The organism is Variovorax sp. MSC1_012 (assembly GCF_023667525.1).
Taxonomy (GTDB): Bacteria; Pseudomonadota; Gammaproteobacteria; order Burkholderiales; family Burkholderiaceae_C; genus Variovorax; species Variovorax beijingensis_B.
Genome location: NZ_CM174443.1, coordinates 3,946,103 through 3,959,497 on the forward strand (window position 1 = coordinate 3,946,103; position 13,395 = coordinate 3,959,497).

10 protein-coding genes are annotated in these 13,395 nt (G+C 69.6%); 9 read left to right on the forward strand and 1 reads right to left on the reverse strand.

Annotation, left to right across the window (positions count from 1 at the left end; all coding sequences use genetic code 11):
- The first annotated feature begins 21 nt into the window (after positions 1-21).
- The 9 genes from argE to L1081_RS18545 all read left to right on the forward strand — a co-directional run bounded on the left by argE (position 22) and on the right by L1081_RS18545 (position 12,076).
- A complete protein-coding gene (gene argE / locus L1081_RS18505) occupies positions 22-1,188 on the forward strand; it encodes an acetylornithine deacetylase (protein WP_489413482.1) in 1,167 nt (388 codons plus the stop codon).
- Positions 1,181-2,443, forward strand: a complete 1,263-nt coding sequence (locus tag L1081_RS18510; protein ID WP_489413483.1) for a DUF445 family protein — start codon at positions 1,181-1,183, stop codon at positions 2,441-2,443. The genes argE and L1081_RS18510 overlap by 8 nt, the downstream gene beginning before the upstream one ends.
- A 115-nt stretch (positions 2,444-2,558) precedes the next feature.
- Positions 2,559-4,214, forward strand: coding sequence for a Vgb family protein (locus L1081_RS18515; RefSeq protein ID WP_489413484.1), 1,656 nt, complete (start codon positions 2,559-2,561; stop codon positions 4,212-4,214).
- A 142-nt stretch (positions 4,215-4,356) separates the two neighbouring features.
- A complete protein-coding gene (locus tag L1081_RS18520; RefSeq protein ID WP_489413485.1) occupies positions 4,357-5,130 on the forward strand; it encodes an MHYT domain-containing protein in 774 nt (257 codons plus the stop codon).
- 72 nt (positions 5,131-5,202) lie between these two features.
- Positions 5,203-6,825: a carboxyl transferase domain-containing protein gene (locus L1081_RS18525; protein WP_489413486.1), complete on the forward strand. Its 1,623-nt coding sequence runs from the start codon at positions 5,203-5,205 to the stop codon at positions 6,823-6,825.
- Positions 6,822-8,771, forward strand: coding sequence for an acetyl-CoA carboxylase biotin carboxylase subunit (locus L1081_RS18530; RefSeq protein WP_489413487.1), 1,950 nt, complete (start codon positions 6,822-6,824; stop codon positions 8,769-8,771). The genes L1081_RS18525 and L1081_RS18530 overlap by 4 nt, the downstream gene beginning before the upstream one ends.
- A 43-nt stretch (positions 8,772-8,814) precedes the next feature.
- Complete coding sequence (locus L1081_RS18535) at positions 8,815-9,729, forward strand: SDR family oxidoreductase (protein WP_489413488.1); 915 nt, start codon at positions 8,815-8,817, stop codon at positions 9,727-9,729.
- A 14-nt stretch (positions 9,730-9,743) separates the two neighbouring features.
- Positions 9,744-10,904 carry an acyl-CoA dehydrogenase family protein gene (locus L1081_RS18540; protein ID WP_489413489.1) on the forward strand — a complete coding sequence of 387 codons (1,161 nt, stop codon included), beginning with the start codon at positions 9,744-9,746 and terminating at the stop codon, positions 10,902-10,904.
- A gap of 5 nt (positions 10,905-10,909) precedes the next feature.
- Entirely contained in the window at positions 10,910-12,076 is a 1,167-nt protein-coding gene (locus L1081_RS18545; protein ID WP_489413490.1) for an acyl-CoA dehydrogenase family protein, read from the forward strand.
- Between the two features lie 2 nt (positions 12,077-12,078).
- On the opposite strand, the gene L1081_RS18550 is transcribed toward L1081_RS18545, so the two are convergent.
- Positions 12,079-13,350 (reverse strand): DEAD/DEAH box helicase, encoded by a 1,272-nt coding sequence (locus tag L1081_RS18550; protein WP_489413491.1) that lies wholly within the window; start codon positions 13,348-13,350, stop codon positions 12,079-12,081.
- Between the last annotated feature and the right edge of the window lie 45 nt (positions 13,351-13,395).

Here is a 13,395-nt window from a genome sequence, read left to right on the forward strand (position 1 = left end):
ACTTCTTGGACAATGTGTTGCATGCCCCATACGCTTTCCCCCCAAAGCCTCGCACTGGCCCAGACGCTGGTGCGCATGAACACCGTCAGCGCAAACAGCAACCTCCAGCTGATCGACCTCGCGCAGAGCCACCTGGCCGCGCTGGGCGTGAAGAGCCGCATCACCTACAACGCCGAGCGCACCAAGGCCAACCTGTTCGCCACCCTCGGCGAGGGCAAGCCGGCCGGCGTGATCATCTCGGGCCACACCGACACGGTGCCGTGGGACGGGCAGGACTGGAGCGTCGACCCGCTCTCCGCCACCGTGCAGAACGAGCGCCTCTACGGGCGCGGCTCGGCCGACATGAAGAGCTTCATCGCCATCGCGCTGTCCAATGCCAGGCGCTTCCTCGAAAGCGACTCGCCCTTCGCGGTGCACTTTGCCTTCAGCTACGAAGAAGAGATCGGCTGCTTCGGCGTGAAGGAACTCATCGCCGACATGCGCGACGCCGGCATCAGGCCCCTCGCCTGCATCGTGGGCGAGCCCACCAGCATGGTGCCGGCCATCGCCCACAAGGGCGTGTACCGCTACCGCTGCTGCGTGCGCGGCAAGGAGGCGCATTCGTCGCTCACGCCGCAGTCGGTCAATGCCATCGAGATGGCCGCGCGCGTGGTCGGCAAGGTGCGCGACATGGCCGAAGGCTTCGAGCGCAGCGAACCGCGCTACGAAGGCTTCGACGTGCCCTTCAGCACCGCGAGCGTGGGCCAGTTCCATGGCGGCATCGCCGACAACGTGGTGCCGCGCGACGCCGAGTTCCGCTACGAATTCCGCGACCTGCCGACCGCCGACGCCCAAAAGATGCAAGACGAGGTCGTCTCCTATGCCGGCAGCCTCGAGGCGTCGATGAAGAAGGTGGCGCCCGATGCGGGCTTCAGGTTCGAGACCATCTGCGAGATTCCGAGCTTCCTGGGCGCGGCCGGCGATCCGGTCACGCAGCTGGCCCAGCGCCTTGCGGGCGAGGAGCGCACCACACTGGTGGCTTTCGGCACCGAAGCGGGCCTGTTCAAGAACGCCGGCATCCCCACCGTGGTGTGCGGCCCGGGCAGCATCGAGCAGGCGCACCAGCCCGACGAGTTCGTGAGCCTGGAGCAGCTGGCGCGCTGCGAGCTGTTCATGGAACGCCTTGCCGCCACGCCCACCATTGGCTGAGGACAACCACGACAGCGGCGCGCTGCAGCGCATGAAGCGCGTCGCGCTCGGCCTGCTGTGCGCGGCGGCGCTGCTCTATGCGCTGGCCAGCGCGCTGCACGGCGAGCATCCGGTCTGGGGCTACGTGGCCGCCTTTGCCGAAGCCGCGATGGTCGGCGCCATTGCCGACTGGTTCGCGGTGGTGGCGCTGTTCCGCCATCCGCTGGGTCTGCCGATCCCGCACACCGCGATCATCCCGAGCAACAAGGACCGCATCGGCGCCAAGCTGGCCGGCTTCATCTGCAACAACTTCCTCGGCACCGAACAGGTGCTCGCCAAGCTGCGCGAGTTCGACGCGGCCGGGCGCATTGCCGACTGGCTGGCGCGGCCCGCGAGCGGCCAGAAGCTCGGCGAATGGGGCGTGGCGGCCACCCGCTACGGGCTTTCTGCATTCGACGACGAGCGCGTGCGCGCCTTCATGGGCCGTGCCGCCGCGGCGGGCCTCCAGAAGATCGACCTCTCCCGCCTCACCGGCCAGGCGCTCGATGCGCTCACGGCCGGCGGGCGCCACCAGGCGCTGCTGGACGACGTGCTGCAGCAGGTGGCCGGCCTGCTCGAAGGCGAGGAGGTGCAGGCACACATCACCGAAGCCATTGCACGCGAGATAAAAACGCTGCGCTACGTGGGCCTGGATCAGGTGGCGGCCAAGCTCGCCACGCGCAAGATCGTGGCGGCCGTGGCGCGCACCATCGCCGAACTCGCGGCCGAGCCGGAGCATCCGATGCGACGGCGCTTCGACCACTTCGTCGACGACTTCGTGGTGCGGCTCAAGCTCGACCCCGAGTTCCAGCAGCGGGGCGAACAGATCCGCGCCGAACTGATGGCGCACCCCGCGCTCGGCGACTACCTGCACGGCATCTGGGGCGAGCTGCTGGCCTGGCTGCATGACGACCTCGGCCGGGGCGACTCCACCATTGGCCAACGCATCGCATCGATGGCGGGCGCGCTCGGCACGCGGCTGCAGGCCGACGAGGCGATCCGCCGCTGGATCAACGAGCAGATCGAGGCGGCCGCGCCGCTGGCCATCGAGCGCTACCGCGAGGACATCCGCCGCTACATCGAGGAGCGCGTCGGGGAATGGAACGCCAGCGAGATGACCAACGAACTGGAGCGCCACATCGGGCGCGACCTGCAGTTCATCCGCATCAACGGCACGCTGGTGGGCGGGCTGGTGGGGCTTTCGATCCACACGGCGACGCAGCTTCTGCGCGGTTGAGCTGGCGCGGACCAAAGGCCGCATGTCCCGGGAGCGACTGCCCGGCCCCCCGTGCCTGCTTCTAGACTGCCTGCACATCGCAAGACAAGATGCATCCACAAGAAGGAGAGAAGACATGCCCCGCCGCCCCCTCCGCGCCGCCGTGCTCATCGCCATCCTCGCCCTGCTGGCCGCCTGCGCCGGCATCGCGCCGCCGTCGCCACCGCCCACCCGCCCCGCCGCGTGGTCGGAGCCCGAAGTGCTGGTCGCGCCGTCCTCGTTCGCGGGCGTGCACGGCCTGGCCCTCGACCAGAAGGGACGCCTGCTCGCGGGCTCGGTGCTCGGCAACACGCTGTGGGAGGTCGACCGCGGCACCGGCGCGGCCAAGGTCCTGGTCGATGCGCCCGAGGGCCAGGCCGACGACATCGCGGTCGGCCCCAGGGGCGAGCTGGCATGGACCAACTACCTCATGGGCATGCTGCGCTACCGCGAAAGCGACGGCGCGCCGATGCGCGTGCTCGCCAAGGGCCTGCCCGGCCTCAACTCGCTGGACTTCGACCGCAGCAGCGGCAAGCTCTACGCCTCGCAGGTGTTCCTGGGCGACGCGCTCTGGGAGATCGACCGCACGGGCCAGAAGCCGCCGCGGCTCATCAAGAAGGACATGGGCGGCTTCAACGGCTTCGAGGTCGGGCCCGACGGCATGCTCTACGGGCCGCTGTGGTTCAAGGGCCAGGTGGTGAAGATCGATCCTGTCAACGGCAACATGACCGTGATCGCCGGCGGTTTCAAGATTCCCGCGGCCGCCAACCTCGACGGCAAGGGCAATCTCTGGGTGGTCGATGCGCGCAGCGGCGAGCTGGTCAAGGTGGACCTTGCCACGGGCCGCAAGACCGTCGCCAGGCAATTGCGTCCGTCGATCGACAATCTGGCCATCGCCCCCGACGGCACGATCTACGTGTCGAACATGGCCAACAACGAAGTGCAGGCCTTCGACCCCGCCACCGGGGTGCTGCGCACGCTCACCAGCGGCAAGCTCGCCGCGCCGGCGGGGCTCAAGATCGAGGGCCGCACGCTCTGGGTGGCCGATGTGTTCGGCTTCCGGCAGGTGGACGTGCGCACGGGCGAGGTGCGCGACGTGTTCCGCATGCAGCGCGATCCGGAGCTCGACTATCCGTTCGCCATCGGCCTGTCGGGCACGCGCTTCGCGCTGACCTCGTGGTTCACGGGCACCGTGCAGCTGGTGGACCGCCAGACGCTGCGGACCGTCGAAACCATCCACGGGCTGAAGGCGCCGTTCGACGCCATTCCCATGGCCGACGGCAGCGTGATCTATGCCGAGATCGCCACCGGCAGCATCACCCGCGCGAGCGGCCCTCGTTTTGCCGAGAAGCAAGTGCTCGCCAGCGGACTGGGCGGCCCGGTGCAGATGATCGTCGGTCGGGACGGCGCGCTCTACGTCACCGAGGCCGCGGGCAAGCTGACCCGCATTCCGCTCGATGCCAGCGCCCCGCTGCGTGCGATTGCCGAAGGCCTGGCATTGCCCGAAGGCGTGGCCGAGACGCCCTGGGGCAGCTTCATCGTGGCCGAGAGCGCGGCGCGCCGGCTGGTGGAGATAGCTCCGGCCGACGGCTCGCGCCGCACCGTCGCGGAAAACCTGCCGATCGGGCTGGCCGCGGGACCGGGCCTGCCGCCGCCTTACGTGGTCACCGGGGTCGCAGTCGGCAGCGACGGGACCATCTATATGGCGGCCGACCGCAACAATGCGATCTACCGCATTCGTCCGAAAAACTGACAGCAACAAAATGGGAGTAAATCCCATGAAATCGGGTTTACTTTTGAAAACAACTATTACAAACTTCTGAGCGGACGTCTCGTTACATCTTTGGCCGGCCGGCCTGCGGCGGCGAGTCGTTCCTTTTAAGGAGAAGAAAGACATGACTCCCCTCGTTGTAGGCCAGTTGCTGTCGCCCGAGTATTCGCTGGGGCTGGTGGCGCTCTCGTTCCTCATCTCGTTCGCGGGCTCCCTGGTGGCGCTGATCTGCGCGGGGCGCATGGTCGGCGCCGACGGCAAACCCAACCTCGCGGTCGTCGCCTGCGCCGCGGTGGCGCTGGGCGGCATCGGCATCTGGTCGATGCATTTCATCGGCATGCTGGCGTACCGCCTGCCGGTGGGCATTTCGTACAACGTGCCGCTCACGGTCGTCTCGCTGGTGGCGGCCATCCTGATCTCGGGCATTGCGCTGTACATGGCGGGCGGGCGGCGCAAGTTCAGCCGGGCCGGCTGGCTGGCCGGAAGCCTGCTCGCGGGGCTGGGCGTGTGCGTGATGCACTACATGGGCATGTTCGCGATGAACATGCGCGCCTCGATGGATTTCGACCCCACCATCGTGGCGCTGTCGGTGGCCATTGCCATCACCGCCGCCGGCGCGGCCCTGTGGCTGGCCTTCAACCTGCGCCGGCTGAGCCACCAGATTGCGGCGGCGGCCGTGATGGGCGTGGCCGTCTGCACCATGCACTACGTGGGCATGAGCGCGGCCAGCATGATCTGCATCGCGGCCGCGCCCACCGACGCGCTGGCCATCGGCGGCAACTACATGGGCCTGTCGGTGTTCGGCACGGCCGGCGCGGTGCTGATCTTCATCTACTGGGTGATCACGGGCACCAGCATGGACGCACCCGCTGCGCCGCGGCGGGCCCGCACCAGCTAATTGGCGCAAGCCGGGCGCGCATCAGCGCCCTAGAGTCGGTGCAGAGCGAAAGCGATCTGCACTGACTCTTCCATGCCCGCCATCGAATCCCGGCTGAACGCGGCCAGCGAATCCTTCCAGGCCCATCGCGCCGGCATGCTGGCATTGCTCGGGCAGGTGCGCGCCCACGAGGCCCGCGCGGCAGCGGCATCGAACGCCTCGGCCGAGCGCTTTGCCAGGCGCGGCCAGTTGCTGCCGCGCGAACGGCTCGCCCTGCTGCTGGACACCGGCGCGCCCTTCCTGCCGCTGGCCTCGCTCGCGGGGCTGGGGCACGACAGCGAAGACCTCGACCGGAGCGTGCCCGGCGGCGGCGTGATCGCGGGCATCGGCCGGGTCGCGGGCGTGCGCTGCATGGTCAGCGCCTCCGACTCGGGCATCGACGCCGGCGCGCTGCAGCCCATGGGCCTCGACAAGCAGCTGCGCGTGCAGGAGATCGCGCTGGAAAACAAGCTGCCCTACGTGCAGCTGGTGGAAAGCGCGGGCGCCAATCTCATGCAGTACCGGGTGCAGGACTTCGTGCGCGGCGGCGGCATCTTCCGCAACCTGGCGCGGCTCTCCGCCGCGGGCCTGCCGGTGGTGACGGTGACGCACGGCTCCTCGACCGCGGGCGGCGCCTACCAGACGGGCCTTTCGGACTACATCGTGATGGTGCGTGACCGCACGCGCGCCTTCCTGGCCGGCCCGCCGCTGCTCAAGGCCGCCACCGGCGAAATCGCCACCGAAGAAGAACTGGGCGGCGCCGTGATGCACACGCACGTCTCGGGGCTGGGCGACTACCTGGCCGAGGACGACCGCGACGCCATCCGCATCGCGCGCGCGATCCTCGGCGGCATCGACTGGGCGCGCGACGAGGCGCCGCGCAAGTTCGCGCCGCCGCTCTACGCGGCGGAGGAACTGCTGGGCATCATGCCGAGCGACGGCCGGCGGCCGGTGGACATGCGCGAGGTGATCGCGCGCATTGCCGACGGCTCCGAGTTCCTCGAATTCAGCGCGCACTACGGCAGCGCCACGCTGTGCGGCCACATGCGGCTCGAAGGCCGCGCGGTGGGCATCGTCAGCAACAACGGTCCGATCGACTCCGACGGCGCCACCAAGGCCACGCACTTCATCCAGGCCTGCTGCCAGTCGCGCACGCCCATCGTGTATTTGCAGAACATCACCGGCTACATGGTGGGCCGCGCACACGAGGAGGCCGGCATCATCAAGCACGGCGCCAAGATGATCCAGGCCGTGACCAGCGCCACCGTACCGCAGGTCACGCTGCATTGCGGCGCTTCGTACGGCGCGGGCAACTACGGCATGTGCGGCCGCGGCTTCGCGCCGCGCTTCTGCTTCTCGTGGCCCAACGCGCGCACCGCGGTGATGGGCGGCGAACAGGCGGCGCAGACCATGGCCATCGTGATGGAGGCGGGCATGGCGCGAAAGAACGGCGGCAAGGACGCGGTCGATCACGCGAAGATCGACGCCATGCGCCGGCAGATCCTCGAGCGCTTCGAGCGGCAGACCAGCGTCTTCACCACCAGCGCGCTGCTGCTCGACGACGGCGTAATCGATCCGCGCGACACGCGCGCGGTGCTGGCCGAAGTGCTGTCGGTGTGCCGCGATGCCGATGCGCGCGAGCTGCAGGCCATGCAGTTCTCGGTGGCGCGGCCATGAGCTTCCACAAGATCCTCGTAGCCAACCGCGGCGAGATCGCGCTGCGCGTGATGCGCACGGCGCGCGCCATGGGCTGTCGCACGGTCGCCGTGTATTCGAGCGCCGATGCCGATGCGGAGCACGTGCGCCAGGCCGACCAGTCCGCGTGCATCGGCGAGCCGCTGCCCGCGCAGAGCTACCTGGACATCGCCGCGATCGTCGAAGCCGCGCGTTCGAGCGGCGCGCAAGCGGTCCATCCGGGCTACGGCTTCCTCGCCGAGAACGCGGACTTCGCACAAGCCTGCCGCGATGCGGGCCTCGTCTTCATCGGCCCCTCGCCCGAAGCCATCCGCGCCATGGGCGACAAGGCCGCGGCGAAGCGGTTGATGCAGGCTGCCGGCGTGCCGTGCATCCCCGGCTACCAGGGCGAAGACCAGCGCACGGCCACGCTCGCAGCCGAAGCCGCGCGCATCGGCTGGCCCGTGATGATCAAGGCCACGGCCGGCGGCGGCGGGCGGGGCATGCGGCTCGCGCCTTCGGCCGAGGTCTTTGCCGAGCTGCTGCAGAGCGCGCAGTCCGAGGCGCTCCATGCCTTCGGCGATGCGACCGTGATCCTGGAGCGCGCCATCGCCGCGCCGCGCCATATCGAGATCCAGGTGTTCGCCGACCGGCACGGCAACGCCATCCACCTGGGCGAGCGCGACTGTTCGGTGCAGCGCCGGCATCAGAAGCTGATCGAGGAATCGCCTTCGCCCGCGGTGTCCGAGGCCTTGCGCGAACGCATGGGTGCTACGGCCGTGGCGGCGACGAAAGCCATCGGCTACGAAGGTGCGGGCACGCTCGAATTCCTGCTCGATGCCGGCGGGCAGTACTGGTTCATGGAGATGAACACGCGGCTGCAGGTGGAGCATCCGGTGACCGAGGCCGTGACGGGGCTCGACCTGGTCGAGCTGCAGCTGCGCGTCGCGGCGGGCGAGCCGCTGCCTCTTGCACAGCAGGACGTGCGCCTGAGCGGCCATGCCATCGAAGTGCGGCTGTGTGCCGAAGATCCGCGGCAGGGCTTCATGCCGCAGAGCGGCACGCTCGCCGCATGGCGGCCTTCGCCGGCATTGCGCGTCGAGCACGCGCTGCGGGACGGCGCCGCGGTGCCGCCCTTCTACGATTCGATGATCGCCAAGCTCGCGGCCCATGGCCGCACGCGCGAAGAAGCCAGCCGCCGGCTGGTCGCGGGGCTGCAGGACACGGTGGCCCTGGGCCTTGCGACCAACCAGCAGTTCCTTCAGCGCGCGCTGACGCATCCGGTGTTTGCCGGCGGTTCGGCGACGACGGCGTTCATTGCCGAACACGCCGACGCATTGCTGGCACCCGACGCCGCCATGGAGCGCCGCGCCGCATGGCTCGCGGCGCTGCTGCTCCAGCTCGGCGAACGCGGATGGCCCTCGCCGCTCGCGCACACACTGCCCAACGCGCTGCGCTTTTCGCTCGACGGCCAGGTGCATGCCGCCCGCGTGACGCCTCGGGGCGCGGGCCGTTTCGACGTCGCGCTCGATGCGGCAGCGCCGACGCGGATCGAGCTGCTTTCGCTGCCCGGCAATGGCGCCTTGCGCTTCTCGTGCGAGGGCGTCTCGGAACAGGCCCTGGCGGTGCGCGAATCTGCGCTGCGCCTGTGGCTCCATTTCCATGGCCGGGCCTTCGACCTCCAGGACCTCACGCATGCCGCAGTGCCGCGCGCCGAAGCCGCCGGCGGCGACGGCCTGCTGCGCGCCTCGATGAACGGCCGCGTCATCGCGCTGCTGGTGGCCGAAGGCGAGGCCGTCGCCGCCGGCCAGCCGATCGCCACGCTCGAGGCGATGAAGATGGAACATGTGCACTGTGCGCCGCGCGCCGGCCGTGTCGCCGCGTTGCATGTGGCGGTGGGCGCGCAGGTGGCCGCGCGCCATGTGGTGGCCGAGATTGCCGACGCATGACGGCGCACGCTGCACCTTGCCAGCCTTTGCGGAAGCCTCCACCATGAACGCTCCTTCTCGCTACCGCTCCGTGTTCTCGCCCGACCTGTTCGCCGGACAGGTGATCCTCGTCACGGGCGGCGGCTCGGGCATCGGCCGCTGCACGGCGCACGAGCTTGCATCGCTCGGCGCGCAGGTGGTGCTGGCCGGCCGCAAGGCCGACAAGCTGCAGCAGGTGCAGGCCGAAATCGCGGATGCGGGTGGCAAGGCCAGCACACAGGCCTTCGACATCCGGCAGGAAGAAGCGGTGCGCACCGCCGTCGCCGAGATCGTTGCAGCGCACGGCCGCATCGACGGCCTCGTCAACAACGCGGGCGGCCAGTACCTCACGCCGCTCGCGGCCATCTCGGCCAAGGGCTGGGAGGCGGTGATCCACACCAACCTCACGGGCGGCTTCCTGGTCGCGCGCGAATGCTTCCTGCAGAGCATGCAGGCGCATGGCGGCGCCATCGTCAACATCGTGGCCGACATGTGGGGCTCGATGCCCCAGATGGGCCACAGCGGCGCCGCGCGCGCGGGCATGGTGAGCTTCACCGAGACCGCTGCACTCGAATGGGCCGCGAGCGGCGTGCGCGTGAACGCCGTGGCGCCGGGCTACATCGCATCGAGCGGCATGGACCACTACCCGCCCGAGGCCGGCAAGATGCTGCGCGCCATGCGCGACACCGTGCCCGCGGGCCGCTTCGGCAACGAGGCCGAGACCTCCGCCGCCATCGCCTTCCTGCTGAGCCCGGCGGCGAGCTTCATCAGCGGCAGCGTGCTGCGCGTGGACGGCGCGCGGCCACAGGTGCGCATGGGCTGGCCGATGGCGCTGCCCGATGCGCAGGTTCGGCAGCGCGCGGCGGTGCGGCCCTTCGGCGGCTTTCACCTGGCAGAGACGCCGCGCGTGTTCCGGGACGGCGGCGAGGCGAACGACTGATTGGAGACAACCGCATGCAGTACACCCACGAGCACCTCGAGATCCAGAAGACGCTGCGTCGCTTCATCGACGACGAAATCAACCCGCATGTGGACGAGTGGGAAGAGGCCGAGATCTTTCCCGCGCACGAGGTCTTCAGGAAGCTCGGCAAGCTGGGCATGCTGGGCCTCAACAAGCCCGAAGCCTTCGGCGGCGCCGGGCTCGACTATTCGTATGCGATGGCCATGGCCGAGGCGCTCGGCCATGTGAGTTGCGGCGGCGTGCCGATGGCGATTGGCGTGCAGACCGACATGTGCACGCCCGCGCTCGCTCGCTTCGGCAGCGACGAGCTGCGCCGCGAGTTCCTGGCGCCCGCCATCGCGGGCGACACGGTCGGCTGCATCGGCGTGAGCGAGCCCGGCGCGGGCAGCGACGTGGCGGGCCTCAGGAGCCATGCGCGCAAGGACGGCGGCGACTACCTCATCAGCGGCCAGAAGATGTGGATCACCAACAGCCTGCAGGCCGACTGGATGTGCATGCTGGTCAACACCAGCGATGGCCCGGTGCACCGCAACAAGTCGCTCGTGATGGTGCCGATGGACAGCCCCGGCATCGAGAAGGCGAAGAAAATCCGCAAGATCGGCATGCATTCGAGCGACACCGGCCTGATCCATTTCGACAGCGTGCGCGTGCCGCAGCGCTATCGCATCGGCGAGGAGGGCCAGGGCTTCGCCTACCAGATGCAGCAGTTCCAGGAAGAACGCCTGTGGGCCGCCGCGAGCTCGCTCGAACCGATGGAGGACTGCATCGCGCAGACCATCGAATGGGCGCAGCAGCGCCAGATGTTCGGCGCCACGCTGGCCGACCAGCAGTGGGTGCAGTTCAAGCTGGCCGAACTCAAGACCGAGGTGGAAGCGCTGCGCGCTCTTGCCTACCGCGCCTGCGACCTGCACGTGCAGGGCCAGGACGTGCTCGAACTGGCCTCGATGGCCAAGCTCAAGACCGGCCGCCTTACGCGGCAGGTGGCCGACACCTGCCTGCAGTTCTGGGGCGGCATGGGCTTTACGCTCGAGAACCGCGTCTCGCGTCTTTATCGCGATGGCCGCCTGGGATCGATCGGCGGCGGTGCGGACGAAGTGATGCTGGGCATCCTCGCCAAGACCATGGGCATCGCCAAGCGGCCGCCGCGCGGCTGAAGCGCATGGACGCCGAACTTCGGGCCGACCGCGCGGCGCTCGCCGACACGGTGCGGCGCTTTGCCGAAAACGAGATCGCGCCGCATGTCGAGGCCTGGGACGACGCGGGCGAATTCCCGCGTGCGCTCTACACGCGCGCCGCGCAGCTGGGGCTGCTCGGCCTCGGCTATCCCGAGGCACTGGGCGGCACGCCGGCCTCCTATGCGCTGAAGCTGCCGGCGTGGATTGCGCTCGCGCGCCACGGCAGGAGCGGCGGCGTGCTCGCGAGCCTGTTCTCGCACAACATCGGCCTGCCGCCCGTGGTGCTGCATGCGAGCGACGCAGTGCACGCCGAGGTCGTTCCGCCCGTGCTGCGCGGCGAGAAGATCTCCGCGCTCGCGATCACCGAGCCGGGCGGCGGTTCCGACGTGGCGGCGCTGCGCACCACCGCGCGGCGCGACGGCGAGCACTATGTGGTGAACGGCGAGAAGACCTTCATCACCTCGGGCATGCGCGCCGACTGGATCACGCTGGCGGTGCGCACCGGCGAAGAGCGCGGCGCGCGCGGCCTCTCGATGCTGCTGGTGCCGGGCGATGCGACCGGCCTCAGGCGCACGCGGCTCGCCAAGATGGGCTGGTGGTGCTCCGACACCGCGCAGCTGCACTTCGACAACGTGCGCGTGCCCGCGCGCTACCTGCTCGGCGAAGAGGGCGCGGGTTTCCGCATGGTCATGGGCAACTTCAACGGCGAGCGCATCGGCCTGGCGGCCGGCGCGCTCGGCTTCGCGCAGGCCTGCCTCGACGAGGCGCTGGCCTGGTCGCAGGGGCGCAGGACCTTCGGCGCCGCGCTGATCGAGCACCAGGCGGTGCGCCACAAGCTGGTGGACATGCGGATGCGCATCGCGTCCACCGAAGCCTGGCTCGAAGCGGTGTCGGCCGAAGGCGATGTGCTCGAGGCGGCGGGCCACGTCAATGCGCCGGAGTGGGTCGCCGAGGTCTGCATGCTCAAGAACCACGCCACGCAAACCATGCAGTTCTGCGCCGACCAGTCGGTGCAGATCCTCGGCGGCATGGGCTTCATGCGCGGCACGGTGAGCGAGCGCATCTACCGCGAAGTGAAGGTGATGATGATCGGCGGCGGCGCCGAGGACATCATGAAGGAGCTGGCCGCGCGGCAGCTGGGCTGGCTCTAGGCTCAGTCGTTCTGCTCGCTCTCGCCCGGCCGCGCCGCGGCGAGCGCATTCGCCGCGCGCAGCTTGTCCTTCTTGCTCGGCCGCTTGCCCTTGATGCCGCCGGTGCCCGAGGCATCGGCCATCGGCACGGGCGCCTCGGTGGGCTCGAAGCCTTCGATGCGCTCGCGCGGCAGGCTGAGGCCCTGGCGCTTCTCGATCAGGCGGAAGTGCGCCTCGGTGGCCGCGCTCACGAAGCTGATAGCAAGCCCGCTTTCGCCGGCACGGCCCGTGCGGCCGATGCGGTGGATGTAGTCGGTGGGCGAGCGCGGCAGGTCGTAGTTGATGACCACGGGCAGCTGCGCAATGTCGATGCCCCGCGCGGCGAGGTCGGTGGCAATCACCACGTCCCAGCGGCTCTCCTTGAACTGCGCGAGGATGCCCGTGCGCGTGCCCTGCGCAATGTCGCCGTGGAACGGCACCGCGTACACGCCGTTCTTGTAGAGCTTCTCGGCCACGGTCTGCGCCGCATGCTGCGTGGCGACGAAGACCAGCACGCGGTCCCAGTTGTTTTCCTTCAGCAGATGGCGCAGCAGCTGGGTGCGGCGGTTCGCGTCGACCTCGATCACGCGCTGCACGATGGCGGGCTCGGTGCCGGGCTCGCCCTGCACGTCGATCAGCGCGGGGCCCTGCAGCATGCCGTCGGCCAGCGCCTGGATGGCGGGCGGGAAAGTGGCCGAGAACAGCAGGTTCTGGCGCTGCGCCGGCAGCAGCGCGAGGATGCGGCCCAGCTCCTCGGCAAAGCCGAGGTCGAACAGGCGGTCGGCCTCGTCCAGCACGAGCATGGACACGGCGCCGAGCTTCAGCGCGTTGTGCTCCACCAGGTCGAGCAGCCGGCCCGGCGTGGCCACCACGATGTCGGCGCCGCCGCGCAGGCTCATCATCTGCGGGTTGATCGACACGCCGCCGAAGGCGATCGCGATCTTGAGCCGCTCGGGCAGGTGCTGCGCCAGGCTGCGCAGGGTCTCGCCGACCTGGGCCGCGAGTTCGCGCGTGGGCACGAGCACCAGCGCGCGCACGCGCCGCGGCGCCTGTGCCGGTTCTGCGGCCAGCCGCTGCAGCAGCGGGAGGGAAAATGCGGCGGTCTTGCCGGAACCGGTCTGCGCCGAGCCCCGCACGTCGCGGCCCTGCAGAATGGCGGGAATGGCCGCAGCCTGGATGGCGGTCGGCGCGGCGTAGCCGCTTTCGGCGGCAGCGTGCACGAGCGCGGGGGCCAGGCCCAGTGAGTCGAATGGCATGTGAGCAGACAGAGAGATGAACCGGGAGACAGTGAAGAAGTGAAG